The organism is Streptomyces plumbidurans, from assembly GCF_019857225.1.
Lineage (GTDB): Bacteria > Actinomycetota > Actinomycetes > Streptomycetales > Streptomycetaceae > Streptomyces > Streptomyces plumbidurans.
Map to the genome: position 1 here is coordinate 1 of NZ_JAFJSY010000026.1, position 24,908 is coordinate 24,908.

A 24,908-nucleotide genomic window follows, 5' to 3' on the forward strand; every position below is an offset into this window, starting at 1 on the left:
CGGCCGGACGCTACGGCCGCTGGACGCCGCCCGGCCCCGGAGGCGGCGGGACCAGCCTGCTCGTGCCCGAGAGCCGCGCCTTCCCCGACAGCGACGACCTGCTGGGCGAGGCGCTGCTCGCACTGGCCCGCAGCGGCACCCCGTCCGCGCGCGAGGTGCTGGTCGCGCTCGCCGTGCCCAGCGACGAGATCCGCTGGTGGCGTCAGGCCCCGAGCGGGCCCGCCGCCTCCGCGCCCTGGAACGTGGAAGAGCAACTGCGCACCGCCGCCCGCCAGATGCTGCTCGCGGGCGCGCTCGCCACGCGCGCGCGTGCCGGTTACTACGGCGCCCGGCACCGCCGGTCCGCCGCCGCGATGCTGGAGAACGTGCTGGTGGGGCCGGCCGCCGGGGACGGCCGGCTCACCGCCTTCGTACCGCTGGACACGGGACGGACGCTCGCCGTACGGCTCCATCAGGCGCTGTACGCCGCCCGCGAGGCCGTCGACTACCAACGCGCAACGGGCGGCATGGACGCCTTCGACGGCGCCGTCGAGGCGGGCGTGAGCCGCGAACTCACCGAAGCGCTGATCGCCCTCGTGCGCGGCACCGAGGGAGCCAGGATCGGGGTCGACTGGGCGCCGGCCGCCGGAGTGCCCGCGGACTGCGCGGCGGGGGTCGAGCCGGTGGAGTTCTCGCCCGGCGACCTGCCCGCGCTGCGCGAGGCGGGGGCCCGCTATCTGCGCGACGAGCCGTCCGTGCCCGTCCGGATCACCGGCACCGTGGTGCGGATGCGCAGGCCGGGCCCGCGCGGCGAGGGCAGCGTTCGGCTGCGGGTGATCGCCGGGGCCGAGATCCCGCACGTGCGGATCACCCTCGACGAGGAGGACTACCGCATCGCCGGTCACGCCCACCTCGTGGGGCTGCCGGTGCGGCTGCACGGGCAGCTGGAGTCCCGGGGCGGCTTCCGGCGACTGACCGGGGCCTGCGGGGTCGCGCCGGTACAGGTGGAGGAGGCCGAGCGGGACCGGCTGATGAAGTCGCTGCAGGAGAACCTCGACTTCTTCGAGGAGGCGTGCAGCGGGGACGACTGCGACTGAGGACGACTGCGACCGAACCCGGAGCGATGTTCACCAGAGGCGACCGTTTCGCGGTCGGCGGGTCGGGGTCGGTACGATCCCCTATTGCGCGCGCTCCTGGTATGGCGCCGCACCCCACCTGCAGTCAGGAGAGACCGGTGTCAGACGTCCGTGTGATCATCCAACGCGATTCCGAGCGGGAAGAGCGCGTGGTGACGACGGGCACTACGGCCGCCGAGCTCTTCGCCGGCGAGCGCTCGATCGTCGCCGCGCGCGTGGGCGGGGACCTCAAGGACCTGGCCTACGTGCCGGCCGAGGGCGAGGTCGTGGAGCCGGTGGAGATCACCTCCGAGGACGGTCTCAACATCCTGCGCCACTCCACCGCGCACGTGATGGCCCAGGCCGTGCAGCAGCTGTTCCCCGAGGCCAAGCTGGGCATCGGCCCGCCGGTCAAGGACGGCTTCTACTACGACTTCGACGTCGAGAAGCCGTTCACGCCCGAGGATCTCAAGGCCATCGAGAAGAAGATGCAGGAGATCCAGAAGCGCGGCCAGAAGTTCTCCCGCCGTGTGGTGACCGACGAGGCAGCCCGCGAGGAGCTCTCCGACGAGCCGTACAAGCTGGAGCTGATCGGCCTCAAGGGCTCGGCCTCGCACGACGACGGCGCGGACGTCGAGGTCGGCTCCGGTGAGCTGACGATCTACGACAACCTCGACGCCAAGACCGGCGAGCTGTGCTGGAAGGACCTCTGCCGCGGTCCCCACCTGCCCTCCACCCGCAACATCCCGGCGTTCAAGCTGATGCGCAACGCGGCCGCCTACTGGCGCGGCAGCGAGAAGAACCCCATGCTCCAGCGCATCTACGGCACCGCCTGGCCCTCCAAGGACGAGCTGAAGGCCCACCTCGACTTCCTCGCCGAGGCCGAGAAGCGCGACCACCGCAAGCTCGGCTCCGAACTCGACCTGTTCTCCATCCCGGAGCAGATCGGCTCCGGCCTCGCCGTCTTCCACCCCAAGGGCGGCATCGTCCGCCGGGTCATGGAGGACTACTCGCGCCGTCGGCACGAGGAGGAGGGCTACGAGTTCGTCTACACCCCGCACGCGACGAAGGGGAAGCTCTTCGAGACGTCCGGGCACCTGGACTGGTACGCCGACGGCATGTACCCGCCCATGCAGCTCGACGAGGGCGTGGACTACTACCTCAAGCCCATGAACTGCCCGATGCACAACCTGATCTTCGACGCGCGCGGCCGCTCCTACCGCGAACTGCCGCTGCGCCTCTTCGAGTTCGGGACCGTGTACCGGTACGAGAAGTCCGGCGTCGTGCACGGCCTGACCCGCGCCCGCGGCTTCACCCAGGACGACGCGCACATCTACTGCACCCGCGAGCAGATGTCGGACGAGCTCGACAAGACGCTCACCTTCGTCCTCGGCCTGCTGCGCGACTACGGCCTGACCGACTTCTACCTGGAGCTGTCCACCAAGGACCCGGAGAAGTTCGTCGGCTCCGACGAGGTCTGGGAGGAGGCGACCGAGACGCTGCGCCAGGTCGCCGAGAAGCAGGGCCTGCCCCTCGTCCCCGACCCGGGCGGCGCCGCCTTCTACGGCCCGAAGATCTCCGTGCAGACCAAGGACGCCATCGGCCGGACCTGGCAGATGTCGACGATCCAGCTCGACTTCAACCTGCCGGAGCGCTTCGACCTGGAGTACACGGGTCCGGACGGCTCCAAGCAGCGCCCGGTCATGATCCACCGCGCGCTGTTCGGCTCCATCGAGCGGTTCTTCGCGGTGCTCCTGGAGCACTACGCGGGCGCCTTCCCGGCGTGGCTCGCGCCCGTCCAGGCGGTCGGCATCCCGATCGGCGACGCGCACGTCGAGTACCTGGAGAAGTTCGCCGCCGCGGCCAAGAAGCAGGGCCTGCGGGTCGAGGTCGACTCTTCCTCGGACCGTATGCAGAAGAAGATCCGCAACGCCCAGAAGCAGAAGGTGCCCTTCATGGTCATCGCGGGCGACGAGGACATGTCGAACGGCTCGGTCTCCTTCCGCTATCGCGACGGTTCGCAGGAGAACGGCATCCCGGTCGACGAGGCCATCGCCAAGATCGTGAAGGTCGTCGAGGAGCGGACTCAGGTCTGATCCACGGCTCGTCGAAGGCCCCCGGGAGGCTCGGCCCCCCGGGGGTCTTCACATGTCGCGGGCCGTCATTCGCCGTCCCGCGAGAAGCTCTGCAGCAGCCAGGAGGCGAAGGTGCCGGTGACCGCGCCGAGGAGGGCGAGACCGATGCCCATCATCCCGACCGCGATCAGCCGGCCCAGCGGGGTCACCGGGACGATGTCGCCGTAGCCGACGGTGGCGAGGGTCGCGCAGGTCCACCAGACCGCGTCGCCGAAGGTGCGCATCGTCGCGTCCGGCGCCCCGCGCTCCTGCTGGAAGACGGCGAGCGCTCCGGCGAAGCCCAGCAGCACGGTGGACAGCCCGGCGTACACCATCACGCGCGCGTGCAGCACGAGCCTCGGTCTGCCGTGCCGGCGCTGCACGGCCTCGTACAGCCTGACGACCCGCAGCGGCCGCAGCAGCGGCAGCACTAGGACCACCGTGTCCAGCAGATGCGTCCGGACGAAGCGCAGCCGCTGCCCGCTCAGCCGCCAGAGGACCGCGTAGTCGACGGCGAACAGCGCCCAGGCGGCGAGCAGGAGCGCGAGATCGAGGTCGTGCCAGAGGCCGGGGAGGCCGGGGGCCAGGACCAGGATCGCGTACGAGGCGAGATAGACCATCGACGCCATGGCGAGCGGCACTTCCGTGCGCTGCTCCCAGCGGCCCGCACCACTGTCTTCGTCCACGGGCCCAGCTTGGCCCGGCGGGCTGCTCGCGCAACCCCGCCGACACGCTGCGAACGGGCGACGCCATATGCTGCATGGCATGACGAGTGAGCCGGAGCAGCAGTTGGGAGTGGGGACGCAGGACGCCTTCCAGCGTCTGTGGACGCCCCACCGGATGGCCTACATCCAGGGCGAGAACAAGCCCACCGGCCCGGGTGCCGGCGACGGCTGCCCCTTCTGCTCCATCCCGGCCAAGTCCGACGAGGACGGGCTCATCGTCCGGCGCGGCGAGCAGGTCTACGCCGTGCTCAACCTCTACCCGTACAACGGCGGCCACCTCATGGTCGTGCCCTACCGGCATGTCGCCGACTACACGGATCTCACCGACGTGGAGACCGCCGAACTCGCCGCGCTGACCAAGCAGGCGATGACGGCGCTGCGCACCGCGTCCGGGGCGCACGGCTTCAACATCGGCATGAACCAGGGCACGGTCGCGGGCGCGGGCATCGCGGCCCATCTGCACCAGCACATCGTCCCGCGCTGGGGCGGCGACACGAACTTCATGCCGGTCGTCGGGCACACGCGCGTACTGCCGCAGCTGCTCGCGGACACCCGGAAGATGCTGGCGGAGGCCTGGCCGGCGGTGTGACGGCGGGACACCGGCACCCTTGGGGGCACCGTGTCCCGCGCGGGTCCTAGGCGTCGTAGACGTCGGCCTTGCGGGGCGTGGGGTCCTGCACCTGCGTCGACAGGAACGCCGACCTCGAACCGAACTGCTCCGTGTTCACGCCGTTCTCCTCCAGCACCCGTATCGCCGCGGCGTGCACGACGCGCAGCACCGGGGTGGCGGCCCGCAGGGCGTCGTCCGCCATGAAGCGGTGGCGCCAGGGCTGGTCGGCCCAGGCGTGCCGCAGGCCGAACGGCTCGGGCAGGACTATCGTGCCGCCCAGCCAGTTCAGCAGCGGCGGGTACCAGCTGATCGGGGCGCGGACGGCGAGGCGGACGACCTCGTCGGTGTTGACCAGCGGCAGGTTCACCTTGCGGGTCTCCCACGGCTTGAAGGACTTCTGGACCTCCTTCGTCGGAGCCTCGGGCTTGCCCGTGAACAGGCCGTTGACCGGGCCGAGCGCATGTCCGGTGACCTCGATCCGCAGCGTCTCGTGCAGCACGGTCACCGTGATCATCATCGTGATGATCAACTGGCCGTCCCACAGCGTCCACTGCACGCCCAGATAGTGCCGGTCGCCCGCGCCGAACTGCTGCTTGTTGCAGATGTCCTGTATCGCGTGGGTCTTGATCTGGAACGCCTCCACGTCCGTGCCCTCGGGACGGGACACCGCCTTCGCGCTCTCCGCGATCGGCGTGACGATCCAGTGCCGTATGGAGGCCTTCGGGAAGCCGCCGGTGTTGAGCGTGTTGCGCTCCAGCATGCGCAGCTGGTCGTGGATCGCGCGGATGACGTCCCAGCTGCGGAACGGGTGGATCTCGCGCGTGGGATCGGCCGGCACCAGATCCTCCGCGAGCTGCCAGCTGCCCCAGCGGGTGCCCATGCCGAGGATGCCCTTGGGCCCGGCGTAGAACACGGAGTTGGACTGCTGCTCGGCGGCGAGCTTGGCCAGCGACTGGCGCAGCTGGTCCGCCTTGGTCTCGCCCGGGCTGGTCGGCACCGCCTCGGGCACCTTGGCGCCGACGCTGCTGCCCGCGAGCAGGCTGTCCCAGCGCCCGCGCAGGTCCTTCGCCGTACGCTCGCAGATCTGCTTCGCCCAGAACCAGCCGATGACCGGCATGACGACGCACGCACGCGCGTACCACGCCCAGAAGCCGGCGAAGGGCATCCGGATCAGGAAGATCACCGCGAGCGCGCCCACCGCCGCCAGCAGCGTCGTCGCCAGCGCGCCGGCCCGCTTGTCCGCGCGCCTGGCCACGGTCGTACGGATCGAGAAGACCAGCAGCCACACGAACAGTCCCGGCAGGAACAGCAGACCGCACAGCACCATCACGACGGACAGGTAATTGTCCCTGGCCTTGCGGATGTTGTTCGCCGCGAGGGCGTGCTCGACGACGACCTGCGGCTCGGCGCCGAAGGACTGGATGAGCGGCTTGCGGCCGGGGCCCACCATGCGGTCGACCACCGCCCGGGAGAACGCCTCACCGAGGTTGGGCCGGAATATCGTGCCCCACTTCAGCCCCGGCTTGACCGTGGTCTGATGCCACTCGTTGTCGGCCTTCTTGATGTCCGCGACCGGATTGTCCCGGTAGGACGCCGAGGCCAGCGCGAACGTCGCCGTCTGGTCCCCGTCGCCCGTGCGCGGCACCTGGGGTCCGAAGATGTCCCCGTAGCCGCTCTCAACGGTCATTCCCGCCCCCATCGCCGCGCGACACCGCCCTCTGCGGCTCTTCCCGACTTCCTTGCCCCGCACACCTGTTGAGCCAGGCCGACGCGGCGGATCCGCGCCGACTTGATCACGACATCAGCGTAGCTGCAGGCACTGACATCCGTCGGCGGACGGCCGAAGGCACCTTCCTCTTGCTCGTTCGCCTCCGGGGCGCTCAAGCCGATGCCGGGAGTCCGACCGTGCTCAGCCCTTCGGGCCTCCCAGCGCCCGTACTCCCGGCATCGGCGCGCCCCTCCGGCTTACTCGCGGCGCCGACGCGGAGGGGAGCGTTCCGCACGAGCGACCCGGACGCGCCCGGCGCCGACTACGAGGCGTCGCGCGCCTCTTCACGAATCCTTTCCGCGATCTGGACCGGCATCGGCTCGTGCCGTGCGTAGCTGCGGTTGAAGCGCGCGGTGCCGTGCGAGAGGGAGCGCAGGTCCACGGCGTAGCGCCCGATCTCGATCTCGGGCACCTCGGCGCGCACCAACGTCCGGTTGCCGCTGGTCTGTTCCGTGCCCAGCACCCGGCCGCGCCGCCCGGACAGATCGCTCATCACCGCGCCCACGTAGTCGTCGCCGACCAGGATGCTGACCTCGGCCACCGGCTCCAGCAGATGGATCTTCGCGTCGGACGCCGCCTCCCGCAGCGCCAGCGCCCCGGCCGTCTGGAAGGCCGCGTCCGAGGAGTCCACGGAGTGCGCCTTGCCGTCCAGCAGCGTCACACGGACGTCGATGAGCGGGTAGCCGGCCGCAACTCCCTTGGCCGCCTGGGCCTTCACGCCCTTCTCGACCGACGGGATGAACTGCCGCGGCACCGCGCCGCCGACGACCTTGTCCACGAACTCGATGCCCGAACCGCCCGGCAGCGGCTCCACCTCGATCTCGCAGATCGCGAACTGGCCGTGCCCGCCCGACTGCTTGACATGGCGCCCGCGCCCCGCCGACTTCCCGGCGAACGTCTCCCGCAGGGACACCTTGTGCGGTACGACGTCGACCTGGACGCCGTAGCGGCTGCGCAGCCTCTCCAGCGCGACGTCCGCGTGAGCCTCGCCCAGACACCACAGCACCACCTGATGGGTGTCCTGGTTCTGTTCGAGCCGCATGGTCGGGTCCTCGGCGACCAGCCGGGACAGCCCCATCGAGAGCTTGTCCTCGTCCGCCTTGCTGTGCGCCTCGATGGCCAGCGGCAGCAGCGGGTCGGGCATCTCCCACGGTTCCATGAGCAGCGGGTCGTCCTTGGCCGAGAGGGTGTCGCCGGTCTCCGCGCGGCTCAGCTTCGCCACGCACACCAGATCTCCCGCGATCGCGTGCGCCACCGGGCGCTGCGTCTTGCCGAACGGGGTGGACAGCGCCCCGATGCGCTCGTCGACGTCGTGGTCCTCGTGCCCGCGGTCGGCCATGCCGTGTCCGGAGACGTGCACGGTCTCGTCGGGCCGCAGGGTGCCGGAGAAGACCCGGACCAGCGAGATGCGCCCGACATAGGGGTCGGAGGACGTCTTGACGACCTCGGCGACCAGCGGGCCGTCCGTGTCGCAGGCCTTGATCTCGCGCGGCTCTCCGTCGACGGTGGTGACACCCGGCGTGGGGTGCTCGAACGGCGTCGGGAAACCACCCGTGACCAGCTCCAGCAGCTCGATCGTGCCCAGGCCCTGGCGGGCGCCCTCGGCCGCGGGGGCGGCGGCCAGGACGGGGAAGAAGACCCCGCGTGCGACGGCCCGCTCCAGGTCCTCCACCAGCGTCTTGAAGTCGATCTGCTCGCCGCCCAGATAGCGGTCCATGAGGGTCTCGTCCTCGCTCTCCGAGATGATCCCCTCGATCAGCCGGTTGCGGGCGTCGGCGATCTGCGGCAGCAGGTCCTCGCCCGGCTCGGACTCCTTGCGCTCCCCGGAGGAGTAGTCGAACAGCTTCTGCGACAGCAGTCCGATCAGGCCCGTCACGGGCGCGTGCCCGTCGGGTCCCTGCGGTCCGTGCAGCGGCAGATACAGCGGGAGCACGGCGTCGGGGTCGTCCCCGCCGAACGCCGCGGCGCAGACCCGCGTCATCTGCTCGAAGTCCGCGCGGGCGGATTCCAGATGCGTGATCACGATCGCCCGCGGCATGCCGACGGCGGCGCACTCCTCCCACACCATGCGCGTCGTGCCGTCCACGCCGTCCGAGGCCGAGACGACGAAAAGGGCCGCGTCCGCCGCTCGCAGACCGGCCCTCAGCTCTCCGACGAAGTCGGCGTATCCGGGGGTGTCGAGGACATTGACCTTGATGCCGTCCCATTCGACCGGCACCAGGGAGAGCTGCACCGAGCGGTTCTGCCGGTGCTCGATCTCGTCGTAGTCGGAAACGGTGCCGCCGTCCTCCACCCGGCCCGCCCGGTTCACTGCCCCCGCGGTCAGCGCGAGAGCCTCCACCAACGTCGTCTTGCCCGATCCGGAGTGGCCGACCAGCACCACATTCCGTACGGACGCGGGGTGGTCGGCCGCTGTAGCCCTGCCGGCGGCTCCGGGGTGTGTGCTTGCCTTGTCGCCCATGGCCTTGCCTCCCGTGCACGGTGAGGTCACTGTGGGCGCGGGTGTGCCGGGCCGCGTGCGGTGGCGGCTCCGACGACGCCCGCGGTTCTTCGAGCTTTCCACTCCCGTCACGGTGCGTCCATACGACGGACGCGATCGCGCCGTTACCCGGATGCCTTCAGGCCGTGACAGTGGCGTCCGGGTGCCCGACCGTCGCACACGCGCGCGCGTGGCTACGATGGGCCAGCCGGTGGCCAGCAGGGGCCGAGCCGGCCACACCGAACGTCGGGAAGGCCATGCTGAACAAGTACGCGCGTGCATTCTTCACGCGTGTCCTCACACCGTTCGCCGCGTTTCTGATCCGCCGGGGCGTCAGCCCCGACGCGGTCACGCTCATCGGTACCGCCGGCGTGATGGCGGGCGCGCTGGTCTTCTACCCCATGGGCGAGTTCTTCTGGGGCACGGTCGTCATCACACTGTTCGTCTTCTCCGACCTCGTCGACGGCAACATGGCGCGCCAGCTGGGCCGCTCCAGCCGCTGGGGCGCCTTCCTGGACTCCACGCTCGACCGGGTCGCCGACGGCGCCATCTTCGGCGGCTTCGCCCTCTGGTACGCGGCGGGCGGCGACGACATCGTGCTGTGCGCGGTGTCCATCTTCTGCCTGGCCAGCGGCCAGGTGGTGTCGTACACCAAGGCCCGCGGGGAGTCGATCGGCCTGCCGGTCGCCGTCAACGGCCTGGTCGAGCGCGCCGAGCGCCTGGTCATCTCGCTGGTCGCGGCCGGGTTCGCCGGACTGCACAAGTTCGGGGTGCCGGGCATCCAGTACCTGCTGCCCGTCGCCCTGTGGATCGTCGCCGTGGGCAGCCTCATCACGCTGATCCAGCGGGTCGTCACGGTGCGACGCGAGTCGGCGGAGGCGGAGGCCGCGGCCCGGCCGGAGAACGCCTCCCGGGGGAGCGAGGCGGCGAAGTGAGCGCCCGCGACCAGCTGACGGACACGCTGTACGGGCTCGGCTGGGGCACCGTCAAGAAGCTCCCCGAGCCGGTCGCCGTGCGCCTGGGCCGGACCATCGCCGACCTCGCCTGGAAGCAGCGCGGCAAGGGCGTACGGCGTCTGGAGAGCAACTACGCGCGCGTGCTGCCCGATGCGAGCCCCGAGCGGCTCGCCGAGCTCTCGCGCGCGGGCATGCGCTCGTACCTGCGCTACTGGATGGAGTCCTTCCGGCTGCCCGCCTGGAGCGCCGAGCGCATAAAGAACGGCTTCGACCCCAAGGACGTCCACCACCTGACCGACGGCATCGCCTCGGACCGGGGCGTCATCCTGGCGCTGCCCCACATGGCCAACTGGGACCTGGCCGGCGCCTGGGTCACCACCGCGCTCGAGACCCCGTTCACCACGGTCGCCGAACGCCTCAAGCCCGAGACCCTCTACGACCGCTTCGTCGCCTACCGCGAGGGCCTCGGCATGGAGGTCCTGCCGCACAGCGGCGGCAGCGCCTTCGGCACGCTGGCCCGGCGGTTGCGCGACGGCGGCCTGGTCTGCCTGGTCGCCGAGCGCGACCTGTCGACCTCGGGCGTCGAGGTGCAGTTCTTCGGCGAGGCCACCCGTATGCCGGCCGGTCCGGCCCTGCTCGCCCAGCAGACCGGCGCGCTGCTCCTGCCGGTCACGCTCTGGTACGACGACTCGCCCGTGATGCAGGGCCGCGTGCATCCCCCGGTCGAGGTGCCCGAGACAGGCAACCGGGCCGAAAAGACGTCTGTCATGACACAGGCGCTGGCCGATGCCTTCGCCACGGGGATCGCCGACCATCCGGAGGACTGGCACATGCTGCAGCGCTTGTGGCTCAAGGACCTCGAGCCGCGACCAGCCGACGGTGCGGCCGGGGAGCGGCCGTGAGGATCGGCATCGTCTGCCCGTACTCCTGGGACGTACCGGGCGGCGTCCAGTTCCACATCCGCGACCTCGCCGCGTACTTCATCCGCCTCGGCCACGAGGTCTCCGTGCTGGCCCCCGCCGACGACGACACACCACTGCCGCCGTACGTCGTCTCGGCCGGACGCGCGGTGCCGGTGCCGTACAACGGCTCGGTGGCGCGGCTCAACTTCGGCTTCCTGTCGGCGGCCCGGGTGCGCCGCTGGCTGCACGACGGCGCGTTCGACGTCATCCACATCCACGAACCGACCTCGCCGTCGCTGGGCCTGCTGACCTGCTGGGCGGCGCAGGGCCCGATCGTCGCCACGTTCCACACCTCCAACCCCCGCTCCCGCGCGATGATCGCCGCGTACGCCATCCTCCAGGCGGCCCTGGAGAAGATCAGCGCCCGGATCGCCGTGAGCGAGTACGCCCGCCGCACGCTGGTGGAGCACCTGGGCGGCGACGCGGTGGTCATCCCGAACGGCGTCGACGTGGACTTCTTCGCGCGGGCCGAGCCCAAGCCCGAGTGGCAGGGCGGCACCATCGGCTTCATCGGCCGTATCGACGAGCCCCGCAAGGGCCTGCCGGTGCTGATGAAGGCCCTGCCGAAGATCCTCGCCGAGCGGCCCGGCACCCGGCTCCTGGTGGCCGGACGCGGCGACGAGGAGGAGGCGGTCGAGTCGCTGCCCGCCGAACTGCGCCCCCAGGTGGAGTTCCTCGGCATGGTCAGCGACGAGGACAAGGCCCGTCTGCTGCGCAGCGTCGATCTGTACGTGGCGCCCAACACCGGCGGCGAGAGCTTCGGGATCATCCTGGTCGAGGCGATGTCGGCGGGAGCGCCGGTCCTGGCCTCCGACCTGGACGCCTTCGCACAGGTGCTGGACCAGGGCGCGGCGGGCGAGCTGTTCGCCAACGAGGACCCGGACGCGCTGGCCGAGGGGGCGCTGCGGCTGCTGGGAGACCCGGGGCGCCGGGCCGAGCTGCGCGAGCGGGGGAGCGTGCACGTACGGCGCTTCGACTGGTCGACCGTCGGCGCGGACATCCTGTCGGTGTACGAGACGGTCACGGCGGGCGCGGCGGCGGTGGCGGCCGCGGACGACGAGCGGGGCGCGGGCCCGGGGCTGCGGGCGCGGCTGCGGCTGGCGCGGGACTGAGCCGCCGCAGCTGACCGCGGCGGCGCGGGGGCGCAGCGGTAACGTGTGCCCCCGTGACACCCACCCTGATCTGGACCCTCGTCGTCCTCGCCGCGATCGGCCTGTACCTGAGCTGGACGGCGGGCCGGCTCGACCGGCTGCACGCCAGGATCGACGCCGCCCGCGCGGCGCTCGACGCGCAACTGCTGCGCAGGGCCTCCGTGGCGCAGGAGGTCGCCACCTCGGGCGTCCTGGACCCGGCCGCCTCGATCGTCCTGTACGAGGCCGCGCACGGGGCGCGGCAGGCCGAGGAGGAGCAGCGGGAGGTCGCGGAGAGCGAGCTGAGCCAGGCCCTGCGCGCCGTGTTCGCGGAGGCCCAGCAGGTGGACGCGGTGCGCGACGCACCCGGCGGGGACGAGGCGGCCCGCGAGCTGACCGAGGCGGTACGCCGCGTCCCGATGGCCCGCCGCTTCTACAACGACGCGGTGGGCGCGGCCCGCCGCCTCCGCGGCCACCGCAAGGTCCGCTGGTTCCACCTCGCCGGCCACGCCGCCTTCCCCATGTCCTTCGAAATGGACGACGAGCCTCCGTCGGCGCTGGCGGAGCGGGCTGCCGCTTAGCGCCCCCAAAACGATCCACCGCCTCTCCATTGGCCCTTGCAGTGGACTGCCCCCCTCACGTTTCCTCGGTGATTGCAGAAACCCCTTTTTCACTCAGTGAGGTCACCCGTGTCCAGCACGCTCTCCGAAAACCAGGCCCCCGAGACCGGCACCGCGCGCGTGAAGCGCGGTATGGCCGAGCAGCTCAAGGGTGGCGTGATCATGGACGTCGTCACGCCGGAGCAGGCGAAGATCGCCGAAGACGCGGGCGCCGTCGCCGTCATGGCCCTGGAGCGGGTCCCGGCCGACATCCGCAAGGACGGCGGCGTGGCCCGGATGTCCGACCCGGACATGATCGACGGCATCATCGGCGCCGTCTCCATCCCCGTCATGGCCAAGTCCCGCATCGGTCACTTCGTCGAGGCCCAGGTACTGCAGTCCCTCGGCGTCGACTACATCGACGAGTCCGAGGTCCTCACCCCCGCCGACGAGGTCAACCACTCCGACAAGTGGGCCTTCACCACCCCCTTCGTCTGCGGCGCCACCAACCTGGGCGAGGCCCTGCGCCGTATCGCCGAGGGCGCCGCCATGATCCGCTCCAAGGGCGAGGCCGGCACCGGCAACGTCGTCGAGGCCGTCCGCCACCTGCGCCAGATCAAGAACGAGATCGCCCGCCTGCGCGGCTACGACAACCACGAGCTGTACGCCGCCGCCAAGGAGCTGCGCGCCCCGTACGAGCTGGTCAAGGAGGTCGCCGAGCTGGGCAAGCTCCCGGTCGTCCTGTTCTCCGCCGGCGGCGTCGCCACCCCCGCCGACGCCGCGCTCATGCGCCAGCTCGGCGCCGAGGGCGTCTTCGTCGGCTCCGGCATCTTCAAGTCCGGCGACCCGGCCAAGCGCGCCGCCGCCATCGTGAAGGCCACCACCTTCTACGACGACCCCAAGATCATCGCGGACGCGTCCCGCAACCTCGGCGAGGCCATGGTCGGCATCAACATCGACACCCTCCCCGAGACCGAGCGCTACGCCGAGCGCGGCTGGTAAGCACCCCCGATGAGCACACAAGCCCCTGTCATAGGCGTCCTGGCCCTCCAGGGCGACGTACGGGAGCACCTCGCTGCCCTGGCCGCGGCCGACGCCGTGGCCAGGCAGGTGCGGCGCCCCGAGGAGCTCGCCGACATCGACGGCCTCGTCATCCCGGGCGGCGAGTCCACCACCATCTCCAAACTGGCCGTCCTGTTCGGCGTGATGGAGCCCCTACGCGCGCGCGTGCGCGACGGAATGCCCGTGTACGGCACCTGCGCGGGCATGATCATGCTCGCGAACAAGATCCTCGACCCGCGCTCGGGCCAGGAGACGGTCGGCGGCATCGACATGATCGTGCGCCGCAACGCCTTCGGACGCCAGAACGAGTCCTTCGAGGCGGCCGTCGACGTCAAGGGCGTCGAGGGCGACCCCGTGGAGGGCGTCTTCATCCGCGCCCCCTGGGTGGAGTCCGTGGGCGCCGAGGCCGAGGTGCTCGCCGAGCACGGCGGCCACATCGTCGCGGTCCGCCAGGGCAACGCGCTCGCCACGTCGTTCCACCCGGAACTGACCGGCGACCACCGCGTGCACGCGCTCTTTGTCGACATGGTGCGCGGCAACCGGGCGACGGAGTCCTTGTAGGATCTCAGTCGTTGGTTGTTTGGTTGGGTAACGCGAAGGAGACAGGCAGATGTCCGGCCACTCTAAATGGGCTACGACGAAGCACAAGAAGGCCGTGATCGATGCCAAGCGCGGCAAGCTCTTCGCGAAGCTGATCAAGAACATCGAGGTCGCGGCCCGCATGGGCGGCGTCGACCTCGAAGGCAACCCGACGCTCTACGACGCCGTACAGAAGGCCAAGAAGCAGTCGGTCCCGAACAAGAACATCGACTCCGCGATCAAGCGTGGCGGCGGTCTCGAGGCCGGCGGCGCCGACTACGAGACGATCATGTACGAGGGCTACGGCCCGAACGGCGTCGCGGTGCTGATCGAGTGCCTCACCGACAACCGCAACCGCGCCGCATCCGACGTCCGCGTCGCCATGACCCGCAATGGCGGCTCGATGGCCGACCCGGGCTCGGTGTCGTACCTCTTCAACCGCAAGGGCGTCGTCATCGTCCCCAAGGGCGAGCTGACCGAGGACGACGTCCTCGGTGCCGTCCTGGACGCGGGCGCCGAGGAGGTCAACGACCTCGGTGAGTCCTTCGAGGTGCTCAGCGAGGCCACCGACCTGGTCGCCGTCCGCACCTCCCTGCAGGAGGCCGGCATCGACTACGACTCCGCCGAGGCCAACTTCGTCCCGACCATGCAGGTCGAGCTGGACGAGGAGGGCGCCAAGAAGATCTTCAAGCTGATCGACGCGCTCGAGGACAGCGACGACGTGCAGAACGTCTTCGCCAACTTCGACGTCAGCGACGAGGTCATGGAGAAGGTCGACGCGTAGCGCTCCCGCGAGTCGAACGGTTTCCGGCGGGCCGGATGGGACACGTCCCACCGGCCCGCCGCCGTTGTCGGTGGCAGCGGATAGCCTGGCGTGAAGTCGAAGATCGCCGAGGGGAGGGGCGCGTGCGGGTACTCGGGGTGGACCCCGGACTGACGCGATGCGGCGTGGGCGTCGTCGAGGGGGTCGCGGGCCGGCCGCTCACCATGGTCGACGTCGGTGTCGTACGCACGCCCGTGGACGCCGAGTTGGGGCTGCGCCTCGTCGCCATCGAGCAGGGCATCGAGCAGTGGCTGGACGAGCACCGCCCCGAAGTCGTCGCGGTGGAGCGGGTGTTCAGCCAGCACAACGTCCGCACCGTGATGGGCACCGCCCAGGCCAGCGCGGTGGCCACCCTGTGCGCCGCCCGGCGCGGCATCCCCGTCGCCCTGCACACCCCGAGCGAGGTCAAGGCCGCCGTCACCGGCAGCGGCCGCGCCGACAAGGCCCAGGTCGGCGCCATGGTCACCCGCCTGCTCCGGCTCGACGCACCCCCGAAGCCGGCCGACGCCGCGGACGCCCTCGCCCTCGCCATCTGCCACATCTGGCGCGCCCCCGCCCAGAACCGCCTCCAGCAGGCCGTCGCCCTGCACGCAGCCAAGGCATCCGCCTCGTTGAAAGGCCGTACCCCATGATCGCCTTCGTCAGCGGCCCGGTCGCGGCCCTCGCCCCCGACTCCGCGGTGGTCGAGGTCGGCGGGATCGGCATCGCGGTCCAGTGCACCCCGAACACCCTCTCCGGGCTGCGCATGGGCCAGCAGACCAAGCTGGCCACCTCCCTGGTCGTCAGGGAGGACTCACTGACCCTGTACGGCTTCGTGGACGACGACGAGCGCCAGGTCTTCGAGCTGCTGCAGACGGCGAGCGGCGTCGGCCCCCGCCTCGCGCAGGCGATGCTGGCCGTGCACAGCCCCGACGCCTTGCGCCGGGCCGTCGCCACCAGCGACGAGAAGGCCCTCACCGCCGTCCCCGGCATCGGCAAGAAGGGCGCCCAGAAGCTGCTCCTCGAGCTGAAGGACCGCCTGGGCGAGCCGATCGGCGCCCCCGCGGTCGGCGCCCCGGTCAGCACGGGCTGGCGGGACCAGCTGCACGCCGCCCTGATCGGCCTCGGATACGCCACCCGGGAGGCCGACGAGGCCGTGTCCGCCGTGGCACCGCAGGCCGAGGCGGCCGGGGGCACCCCCCAGGTCGGCCAGCTGCTGAAGGCGGCCCTGCAGACCCTCAACCGCGCCCGCTGACCCCTGCGCCACGCCAGCTAGGAGACCTTCGTGAACTGGGACGACCCGACCGACGCCACCGCCTCCGAGCGGCTCGTCGGCGCGTCCGCCGACCGTGAGGACCAGGCCGTCGAGGCCGCGCTGCGCCCCAAGGACCTGGGCGAGTTCATCGGTCAGGAGAAGGTCCGCGAGCAGCTCGACCTGGTGCTGCGGGCGGCACGCGCGCGTGGCGCCACCGCCGACCACGTGCTGCTCTCCGGCGCCCCCGGCCTCGGCAAGACCACCCTCTCGATGATCATCGCGGCCGAGATGGGCGCCCCGATCCGCATCACCAGCGGCCCGGCCATCCAGCACGCCGGCGACCTGGCCGCGATCCTGTCCTCCCTCCAGGAGGGCGAGGTCCTCTTCCTCGACGAGATCCACCGCATGTCCCGCCCCGCCGAGGAGATGCTGTACATGGCGATGGAGGACTTCCGCGTCGACGTCATCGTCGGCAAGGGCCCCGGCGCCACCGCCATCCCGCTCGAACTGCCCCCGTTCACGCTGGTCGGGGCCACCACGCGCGCGGGCCTGCTGCCGCCCCCGCTGCGCGACCGCTTCGGCTTCACCGCGCACATGGAGTTCTACGAGCCCGCCGAGCTGGAGCGCGTCATCCACCGCTCCGCGAACCTCCTCGACGTCGAGATCCACGCCGACGGCGCCGCCGAGATCGCGGGCCGCTCCCGCGGCACACCCCGTATCGCCAACCGCCTGCTGCGCCGAGTGCGCGACTACGCGCAGGTCAAGGCCGACGGATTCATCACCAGACAGATCGCGGCGGCCGCCCTCGCGGTGTACGAGGTCGACGCCCGCGGCCTCGACCGCCTCGACCGCGGCGTACTGGAGGCCCTGCTCAAGCTGTTCGGCGGCGGCCCCGTGGGCCTGTCCACGCTCGCGGTCGCGGTGGGGGAGGAGCGCGAGACCGTCGAGGAGGTCGCCGAGCCCTTCCTCGTCCGGGAGGGACTGCTGGCCCGCACTCCGCGCGGCCGCGTCGCCACTCCGGCCGCATGGGAGCACCTCGGCCTCACCCCGCCCCGCTCGGCCACTGCGGGAAACGGACAACAGGACCTGTTCGGGACGTGATGTCTTTGTGACAGCGTGGGCATTGGCCGGGCCAGGAACCCAGGTGCCATGCTGAACGTTGTTCCATGCGCGCGGACTCGCTTAGACTCCGCCGATGCCGCCGTTGTCGGCGGTATACATACCCCCATCCATGAGGCCGCTCCCCATCGCGGTCGTGCGAAGGAAATTTCCGTCCCGTGAATATCACTGTGCTCCTCCCGTTCATCGTGCTCATCGGGGCCATGTTCCTCATGACCCGCTCGGCCAAGCGCAAGCAGGCGCAGGCCGCGCAGATGCGCAACGAGTTGCAGCCCGGCAGCGGCGTCCGCACGATCGGGGGCATGTACGCGACGGTCAAGGAGGTCAACGAGGACACGGTCCTCCTCGACGCCGGTCCGGGCGTCGAGCTCCTCTTCGCGAAGAACGCCATCGGTTCCGTGCTCAGCGACGACGAGTACAACCGCATCGTGCACGGCATCGAGCACGACCTGAAGTCCGACGCCGACCTGGTCCCGGACGACGCCTCCTCCCTCACCGAGACCGACGACTCCGCCGACGAAGCTGCCGCCGCCTCCGACGACAAGTCCGTCGACCTCGGCAAGAAGGACGCACCCGAGGAGCCGGCCGACGACACCGCGGGCACCGAGGCCAAGACTGCCGCCGAGGCCAAGACCGGCGCCGAGGCCAAGTCGGACGCAGAGCCGAAGAAGACCGACGGCGACTCCGAAGCGAAGTAGGAGTGCTCCGGGGCGCGCGGTCCAGCACCGCGCGCGCCGGAACACGCCCAGCTCGCAGCGGATCCCGACACCATGCCATGGCCGCCCCGCCCCTGACCCGGTGCGCGGCGGCCCGAGAGGGAGTACGAGAAGGTGGCAGCACCTAAGAGGGGCCGGAGCGGGAGCGCCCAGAGCAAGCCGTGGCGCCCGTTGGGCTTCATTCTGATCGCCATCGTGGCGCTCACAGGGGGAATGTTCGCCTCCGGGCACAACACCCCGCGCCTCGGCATCGACCTGGCCGGCGGCACGAGCATCACGCTGCGGGCGGTGGCCGAGCCGGGCCAAGAGGCAGCGATCAACAAGACCAACATGGACACCGCGGTCGACATCATGAACCGCCGCGTCAATGGTCTTGGTGTCTCGGAGGCCGAGGTTCAGACCCAGGGCAACAAGAACATCATCGTCAACATCCCCAAGGGCACGAACTCCAAGGAAGCGCGGCAGCAGGTGGGCACCACCGCCAAGCTGTACTTCCGCCCGGTGCTCGCCACCGACGTCTCCGGCGGCGCCGCGGCCACCCCGTCGCCGAGCGCCTCCAGCAGCGCCTCGGACAAGGCCACCGACAAGGCTTCGGACAAGGCCACCGACAAGTCGACCTCGTCCTCCTCCGCCACCCCGTCGGCCACCGCCACCTCGCAGGGCCGCCCCGTCACGGACGGCCTGAAGGCCGACGCGTCGCCGAGCGCCACCGCGAGCTCGAAGGCCTCCTCCAGCGCCTCGCCGTCCGCGAGCAGCAGCGCCAGTGACAGCACCAGCAAGCTCCAGGCGCAGTACGCCACCCTGGACTGCACCAAGAAGTCGGTCCGCGCCACGGCCGGCAAGGGCGCCAAGCCCACCGACTCCACCGTCGCCTGCGGCCAGAACTCGCAGAAGCAGTGGCAGAAGTACATCCTCGGCCCCGCCGAGGTCGACGGCACCGACGTGAAGAAGGCCCAGGCGGTCTTCAACACGCAGACCGCCGCCGGCTGGACCGTCACCATGGACTTCACGGGCAAGGGCGCCAAGAAGTTCGCCGACATCACCGGCAAGTTGGCCCAGAATCAGTCCCCGCAGAACCAGTTCGCGATCGTCCTCGACGGCGAGGTCGTCTCCGACCCGTACGTCAAGCAGGCGCTGACCGGCGGCAACGCGGAGATCTCCGGCAGCTTCGGCCAGGAAGAGGCCCAGAGCCTCGCCAACATGCTGTCGTACGGCGCCCTGCCGCTGTCCTTCAAGGAGGACAGCGTCACCACGGTGACCGCCGCGCTCGGCGGCGAGCAGCTGCACGCCGGCCTGATCGCGGGTGCCATCGGCCTCGCGCTGGTCGTGCTGTACCTGCTGATCTTCTACCGGGGCCTGTCCGTCATCGCCATCCCCTCGCTGATGGTCTCGGCGATCCTGACGTACGTGATCATGTCGCTGCTCGGTCCGACCATCGGTTTCGCGCTGAACCTGCCGGCCGTCTGCGGTGCCATCGTCGCGATCGGTATCACGGCGGACTCGTTCATCGTGTTCTTCGAACGCATCCGGGACGAGATCCGCGAGGGCCGCTCGCTGCGTCCGGCCGTCGAGCGGGCCTGGCCGCGCGCCCGGCGCACCATCCTGGTCTCCGACTTCGTGTCGTTCCTCGCCGCCGCCGTGCTGTTCATCGTCACCGTCGGCAAGGTCCAGGGCTTCGCGTTCACGCTGGGTCTGACCACCGTGCTCGACGTCGTGGTGGTCTTCCTGTTCACCAAGCCGCTCATGACCATCCTCGCCCGCCGCAAGTTCTTCGCGAACGGTCACAAGTGGTCCGGCCTCGATCCGAAGGCCCTGGGAGCCAAACCCCCGTTGCGCCGTACCCGCCGCCCGCACGCCCCCGTCGACCCGAAGGAGGCGTGAGATGTCGAAAATCGGCAGCATCGGCGCCCGACTGCACCGCGGCGAGGTCGGCTACGACTTCGTCGGCAACCGCAAGATCTGGTACGGCATCTCGATCCTGATCACCATCACGGCCATCCTCGGCTTGGCGGTGCGGGGCCTGAACATGGGCATCGAGTTCCAGGGCGGTGCCGTCTTCACGACGCCGAAGCACGTCTCCGCCTCGGTCACCTCCGCCGAGGGGTACGCGGAGGACGCGTCCGGTCACGACGCGATCGTCCAGAAGCTCGGTGACGGCAGCCTGCGCATCCAGATCGCCGGTATCGACACCGACAAGTCGGACGCGATCAAGGAGCAGCTCGCCAAGGAACTGAAGGTCGACTCCGAGAGCATCAACGCCGACCTGGTCGGGCCGAGCTGGGGTGACCAGATCGCCAACAAGGCCTGGGAGGGCCTGGGAATCTTCATGGTTCTCGTGGTGATCTACCTGGCGATCGCCTTCGAGTGGCGCATGGCGCTCGCCGCGCTCGTCGCACTGATCCACGACATCACCATCACCACCGGCATCTACGCCCTCGTGGGCTTCGAGGTCACGCCGGGCACGGTGATCGGTCTGCTGACGATCCTCGGTTACTCGCTCTACGACACCGTCGTCGTCTTCGACAGCCTCAAGGAGCAGACGAAGGACATCACCCGGCAGACCAGGTGGACCTTCAGCGACGTCGCCAACCGGTCGATCAACGGCACCCTGGTGCGGTCCATCAACACCACCGTGGTGGCGCTGCTGCCGGTCGCGGGCCTGCTGTTCATCGGCGGCGGCTTCCTCGGCGCGGGCATGCTCAACGACATCTCGCTGTCGCTGTTCGTCGGCCTCGCGGCCGGTGCGTACTCCTCGATCTTCATCGCCACGCCGCTCGTCGCCGACCTCAAGGAGCGCGAGCCGCAGATGCAGGCGCTGAGGAAGCGCGTGCTCGCCAAGCGGGCGCAGGCCGCGGCCCAGGGCACGCAGGTGGAGCCCGAGACCGCGGACGAGGCGTACGACGAGCCCGAGGACGCCGCTCCCGCGGTGGTGGGTCCGCGCAATCAGCCCGGGACCCGCAGCGGCCAGTCCACTGCGCGCAACCAGCCCTCGTCGCGCAACCGCGGCCGTGGGCGGCCCTCGGGGAAGCGCCGATGACCGGCGTCGAGGAGCTGCTGCTCAGCCGTATCCGTGATGTGGCCGACTACCCGGAGCCGGGGGTGATGTTCAAGGACATCACCCCGCTCCTGGCGGACCCGGCGGCCTTCACGGCGCTCACGGACGCGCTCGCCGCGATCGCCGAGCGCACGGGCGCCACCAAGATCGTGGGCCTCGAGGCGCGCGGGTTCATCCTCGGCGCCCCGGTCGCCGTGCGGGCGGGACTCGGCTTCATCCCCGTACGCAAGGCGGGCAAGCTCCCCGGGGCCACGCTCGGCCAGGCGTACGAGCTGGAGTACGGCTCGGCGGAGATCGAGGTGCACGCGGAGGACCTCTCCGCCGACGACCGCATCCTGATCGTCGACGACGTCCTCGCCACCGGCGGCACCGCCGAGGCCTCCATCCAGCTGATCCGCCGCGCGGGCGCCGAGGTCGCGGGCGTCGCGGTCCTGATGGAGCTCGGCTTCCTGTCCGGCCGCAGCCGCCTGGAACCCGCCCTCGCCGGCGCCCCCCTGGAGTCCCTGCTCGTGGTCTGACCCCCGAACACCCTCGCGAACGGCCGCCCCGAACAGGGAGCGGCCGTTCGCACGTGTTACGGGACACGACCACTGCCGGGCGGTCGGCGGCGCCGGTTGCGGGCGACGGCCGCGACGCACCCGAACCGGCGGCCCAGGCCACCGAGCCGCCAGCCCCAGCACCCCTCCCACCACCTGCGTCCGCCAGCCGACCCCCTCCGCACCCCGACAACCCCGACCCTCGGCCACGGGCGCCGCCCACCGGCACCCGTCTCCGCTCGCCCTTGGCACGCCTTTGCCGTCGGCGCCCGGCCTTCCGTCTCGGCCCGCACTTGGCACGCCTTTGCCGTTGGCACCCGGCGTTCCGTCTCCGCCCGCACCCGGCACGCCTCCCCACCAGCCCCGGCGCCCCCTTCCGCAAGCACCGGCACCCGGCGTCCCCCCTCCCCAAACACCCGCATGCCGCCCGCCCCCGGCACTCATCCGGCGCCCCGTCACGCAAGCCCCCCGTCACGCGAGCCCCCTGTCACGCAAGCCCCCTCACCCACCGGACACCCCCGCATCCCCCTCGAATCCCCAATCCCCCGGCAATCTCCCGAAAATCCCCCTCCCGGAATCCCGCGAAAGCCCCCCGTGTTTCTCGGGTCGACGGCCCTCACATCGGCCTGAAGGCGATCCTGGAGGCCAGGATCGCTACCATGGGGTCTCCGGAGCCTGACCGGGGGACCCGGATCGCGCACGAGGAGTCCTCTTGCCAGACGAGGCCCAGCACCTGACCGCCGCCAAGCCCGAGTCGGACTCGGCGGCCGCGGCCAAGCCCGCGCCGAGCGCGCCGCACGCGAAGAACGACACCCGCGGGACGGTCGAGCACACCCAGTCCGCCCCCGTCGACAAGTCGGCCGAGGAGTCGCGCCCCAAGCCCGCTCCGCCCGAGCGCCCCGCGTCCGCGCCCACCGGCGACGACTCCGTACCGGCCACGGGCGCCACCTCGCAGCCCGCGGTCCGCCCGAACACCGGCCAGCCCGCCCGCTCCGGCTCCTCCAACCGTGTCCGAGCCCGTCTCGCCCGTCTCGGCGTCCAGCGCTCCAACCCGTACAACCCGGTCCTCGAGCCACTGCTGCGGATAGTGCGCAGCAACGACCCGAAGATCGAGACGGCGACGCTGCGCCAGATAGAGCAGGCCTACCAGGTCGCCGAGCGCTGGCACCGCGGCCAGAAGCGCAAGAGCGGCGACCCGTACATCACGCACCCGCTCGCCGTCACCACCATCCTCGCCGAGCTGGGCATGGATCCGGCCACCCTGATGGCGGGTCTGCTGCACGACACCGTGGAGGACACCGAGTACGGCCTCGACCAGCTGCGCCGCGACTTCGGCGACTCGGTCGCCCTGCTCGTCGACGGCGTCACCAAGCTGGACAAGGTCAAGTTCGGCGAGGCCGCGCAGGCCGAGACCGTGCGCAAGATGGTCGTCGCCATGGCCAAGGACCCGCGCGTCCTGGTTATCAAGCTCGCCGACCGCCTGCACAACATGCGCACCATGCGCTACCTCAAGCGCGAGAAGCAGGAGAAGAAGGCGCGCGAGACCCTGGAGATCTACGCGCCGCTCGCCCACCGCCTGGGCATGAACACCATCAAGTGGGAGCTGGAGGACCTCGCCTTCGCGATCCTCTACCCCAAGATGTACGACGAGATCGTACGGCTGGTGGCCGAGCGGGCACCGAAGCGCGACGAGTACCTGGCCATAGTGACCGACGAGGTCCAGCAGGACCTGCGGGCCGCCCGCATCAAGGCGACCGTCACCGGCCGCCCGAAGCACTACTACAGCGTCTACCAGAAGATGATCGTCCGCGGCCGTGACTTCGCGGAGATCTACGACCTGGTGGGCATCCGCGTCCTCGTCGACACGGTCCGCGACTGCTACGCCGCCCTCGGCACCGTGCACGCGCGATGGAACCCGGTCCCCGGCCGGTTCAAGGACTACATCGCGATGCCCAAGTTCAACATGTACCAGTCGCTGCACACGACGGTCATCGGCCCCAACGGCAAGCCGGTCGAGCTGCAGATCCGCACCTTCGACATGCACCGCCGCGCCGAGTACGGCATCGCCGCGCACTGGAAGTACAAGCAGGAGGCCGTCGCCGGCGCCTCCAAGGTGCGTACCGACGTGCCGAAGGCCGGAAAGGGCAAGGACGACCACCTCAACGACATGGCGTGGCTGCGCCAGTTGCTCGACTGGCAGAAGGAGACCGAGGACCCGGGCGAGTTCCTGGAGTCCCTGCGCTTCGACCTGTCGCGCAACGAGGTCTTCGTCTTCACGCCCAAGGGCGACGTCATCGCGCTGCCAGCCGGTGCCACTCCCGTCGACTTCGCCTACGCGGTCCACACCGAGGTCGGCCACCGGACCATAGGAGCGCGGGTCAACGGCCGTCTCGTACCGCTCGAATCCACCCTGGACAACGGCGACCTGGTGGAGGTCTTCACCTCCAAGGCGGCCGGCGCGGGCCCCTCGCGCGACTGGCTCGGCTTCGTCAAGTCGCCGCGGGCCCGCAACAAGATCCGGGCCTGGTTCTCCAAGGAGCGCCGCGACGAGGCGATCGAGCAGGGCAAGGACGCCATCGTCCGGGCGATGCGCAAGCAGAACCTGCCGATCCAGCGCATCCTGACCGGCGACTCGCTCGTCACGCTCGCCCACGAGATGCGCTACGCCGACATCTCGGCGCTGTACGCGGCGATCGGCGAGGGCCATGTATCGGCGCAGAACATCGTGCAGAAGCTGGTGCAGGCGCTCGGCGGCGAGGAGGCGGCCAGCGAGGAGATCGACGAGTCGGTCCCACCGACCCGCAGCCGCAGCCGCAAGCGCCGCTCCAGCGCCGACCCGGGCGTCATCGTCAAGGGCGTCGAGGACGTGTGGGTCAAGCTGGCCCGGTGCTGCACGCCGGTCCCGGGCGATCCCATCATCGGTTTCGTCACGCGCGGCAGCGGCGTATCGGTTCACCGCAGCGACTGCGTGAACGTGGATTCGCTCTCCCGTGAGCCCGAGCGCATCCTCGAGGTCGAGTGGGCGCCCACCCAGTCCTCGGTCTTCCTGGTCGCCATCCAGGTCGAGGCGCTTGACCGCTCCCGGCTGCTGTCGGACGTCACCCGCGTCCTGTCCGACCAGCACGTCAACATCCTCTCCGCGGCCGTCCAGACCTCCCGCGACCGCGTGGCCACCTCCCGCTTCACCTTCGAGATGGGCGACCCGAAGCACCTCGGACACGTCCTGAAGGCGGTCCGGGGCGTGGAGGGCGTCTACGACGTCTACCGCGTGACGTCAGCACGCAGCAGGTCGTAGGGACGGTCGTACGACGAGAAGGGGCCCGTACCGCGAGGTACGGGCCCCTTCT

At 70.7% G+C, this 24,908-nt stretch carries 21 protein-coding genes; 18 read left to right on the top strand and 3 right to left on the bottom strand.

Annotated features, from left to right (window positions below; all coding sequences use genetic code 11):
• Positions 1-1,076 (top strand): serine/threonine-protein kinase (locus JYK17_RS18710; RefSeq protein WP_222810856.1); only part of this gene is annotated, 1,076 nt, incomplete at its 5' end.
• Positions 1,077-1,213: 137 nt separating this feature from the next.
• Positions 1,214-3,190: a threonine--tRNA ligase gene (gene thrS / locus JYK17_RS18715; RefSeq protein ID WP_128803589.1), complete on the top strand. Its 1,977-nt coding sequence runs from the start codon at positions 1,214-1,216 to the stop codon at positions 3,188-3,190.
• Positions 3,191-3,255: 65 nt separating this feature from the next.
• On the opposite strand, the gene JYK17_RS18720 is transcribed toward thrS, so the two are convergent.
• Positions 3,256-3,894 (bottom strand): potassium channel family protein, encoded by a 639-nt coding sequence (locus JYK17_RS18720; RefSeq protein ID WP_222810857.1) that lies wholly within the window; start codon positions 3,892-3,894, stop codon positions 3,256-3,258.
• 67 nt (positions 3,895-3,961) lie between these two features.
• Here JYK17_RS18720 and JYK17_RS18725 point away from each other — a divergent pair, with 67 nt between their 5' ends.
• On the top strand, positions 3,962-4,522 hold the full coding sequence (locus JYK17_RS18725) for an HIT family protein (RefSeq protein ID WP_108011482.1): 561 nt from the start codon (positions 3,962-3,964) through the stop codon (positions 4,520-4,522).
• 46 nt (positions 4,523-4,568) lie between these two features.
• Here JYK17_RS18725 and JYK17_RS18730 read toward each other — a convergent pair whose 3' ends face one another.
• Entirely contained in the window at positions 4,569-6,230 is a 1,662-nt protein-coding gene (locus tag JYK17_RS18730; RefSeq protein ID WP_108011479.1) for an AbeC-like domain-containing protein, read from the bottom strand.
• Between the two features lie 343 nt (positions 6,231-6,573).
• Positions 6,574-8,772 carry an elongation factor G-like protein EF-G2 gene (locus JYK17_RS18735; RefSeq protein WP_128803590.1) on the bottom strand — a complete coding sequence of 733 codons (2,199 nt, stop codon included), beginning with the start codon at positions 8,770-8,772 and terminating at the stop codon, positions 6,574-6,576.
• 275 nt (positions 8,773-9,047) lie between these two features.
• Here JYK17_RS18735 and pgsA point away from each other — a divergent pair, with 275 nt between their 5' ends.
• The 15 genes from pgsA (at position 9,048) to JYK17_RS18810 (ending at position 24,856) form a co-directional block, all read left to right on the top strand.
• Positions 9,048-9,725, top strand: coding sequence for a phosphatidylinositol phosphate synthase (gene pgsA / locus JYK17_RS18740; protein WP_108011473.1), 678 nt, complete (start codon positions 9,048-9,050; stop codon positions 9,723-9,725).
• Positions 9,722-10,648, top strand: coding sequence for a phosphatidylinositol mannoside acyltransferase (locus tag JYK17_RS18745; protein ID WP_108011470.1), 927 nt, complete (start codon positions 9,722-9,724; stop codon positions 10,646-10,648). The genes pgsA and JYK17_RS18745 overlap by 4 nt, the downstream gene beginning before the upstream one ends.
• On the top strand, positions 10,645-11,820 hold the full coding sequence (locus tag JYK17_RS18750; protein WP_108011467.1) for a glycosyltransferase family 4 protein: 1,176 nt from the start codon (positions 10,645-10,647) through the stop codon (positions 11,818-11,820). The genes JYK17_RS18745 and JYK17_RS18750 overlap by 4 nt, the downstream gene beginning before the upstream one ends.
• A gap of 53 nt (positions 11,821-11,873) precedes the next feature.
• Complete coding sequence (locus tag JYK17_RS18755; protein ID WP_108011464.1) at positions 11,874-12,419, top strand: LemA family protein; 546 nt, start codon at positions 11,874-11,876, stop codon at positions 12,417-12,419.
• A gap of 108 nt (positions 12,420-12,527) precedes the next feature.
• Complete coding sequence (gene pdxS / locus JYK17_RS18760; RefSeq protein ID WP_108011461.1) at positions 12,528-13,439, top strand: pyridoxal 5'-phosphate synthase lyase subunit PdxS; 912 nt, start codon at positions 12,528-12,530, stop codon at positions 13,437-13,439.
• Between the two features lie 9 nt (positions 13,440-13,448).
• Positions 13,449-14,060 (top strand): pyridoxal 5'-phosphate synthase glutaminase subunit PdxT, encoded by a 612-nt coding sequence (gene pdxT, locus JYK17_RS18765; protein WP_128803591.1) that lies wholly within the window; start codon positions 13,449-13,451, stop codon positions 14,058-14,060.
• A gap of 49 nt (positions 14,061-14,109) precedes the next feature.
• Entirely contained in the window at positions 14,110-14,862 is a 753-nt protein-coding gene (locus tag JYK17_RS18770) for a YebC/PmpR family DNA-binding transcriptional regulator (protein ID WP_108011455.1), read from the top strand.
• Positions 14,863-14,984: 122 nt separating this feature from the next.
• Positions 14,985-15,533, top strand: coding sequence for a crossover junction endodeoxyribonuclease RuvC (gene ruvC / locus JYK17_RS18775; protein WP_108011452.1), 549 nt, complete (start codon positions 14,985-14,987; stop codon positions 15,531-15,533).
• A complete protein-coding gene (ruvA, locus tag JYK17_RS18780) occupies positions 15,530-16,135 on the top strand; it encodes a Holliday junction branch migration protein RuvA (RefSeq protein ID WP_108011449.1) in 606 nt (201 codons plus the stop codon). The genes ruvC and ruvA overlap by 4 nt, the downstream gene beginning before the upstream one ends.
• A 30-nt stretch (positions 16,136-16,165) precedes the next feature.
• Complete coding sequence (gene ruvB, locus JYK17_RS18785) at positions 16,166-17,236, top strand: Holliday junction branch migration DNA helicase RuvB (protein ID WP_108011446.1); 1,071 nt, start codon at positions 16,166-16,168, stop codon at positions 17,234-17,236.
• A 176-nt stretch (positions 17,237-17,412) separates the two neighbouring features.
• Positions 17,413-17,952 (top strand): preprotein translocase subunit YajC, encoded by a 540-nt coding sequence (yajC, locus tag JYK17_RS18790; protein ID WP_108011443.1) that lies wholly within the window; start codon positions 17,413-17,415, stop codon positions 17,950-17,952.
• A 132-nt stretch (positions 17,953-18,084) separates the two neighbouring features.
• On the top strand, positions 18,085-19,851 hold the full coding sequence (gene secD, locus JYK17_RS18795) for a protein translocase subunit SecD (RefSeq protein WP_108011441.1): 1,767 nt from the start codon (positions 18,085-18,087) through the stop codon (positions 19,849-19,851).
• A gap of 1 nt (position 19,852) precedes the next feature.
• Complete coding sequence (gene secF / locus JYK17_RS18800; RefSeq protein ID WP_108011438.1) at positions 19,853-21,007, top strand: protein translocase subunit SecF; 1,155 nt, start codon at positions 19,853-19,855, stop codon at positions 21,005-21,007.
• The gene (locus JYK17_RS18805) at positions 21,004-21,543 is read left to right on the top strand and encodes an adenine phosphoribosyltransferase (protein WP_108011435.1); all 540 of its coding nucleotides are present in this window, start codon (positions 21,004-21,006) and stop codon (positions 21,541-21,543) included. The genes secF and JYK17_RS18805 overlap by 4 nt, the downstream gene beginning before the upstream one ends.
• Before the next feature lie 730 nt (positions 21,544-22,273).
• The gene (locus JYK17_RS18810) at positions 22,274-24,856 is read left to right on the top strand and encodes a RelA/SpoT family protein (protein ID WP_128803592.1); all 2,583 of its coding nucleotides are present in this window, start codon (positions 22,274-22,276) and stop codon (positions 24,854-24,856) included.
• The last annotated feature ends 52 nt before the right edge of the window (positions 24,857-24,908 follow it).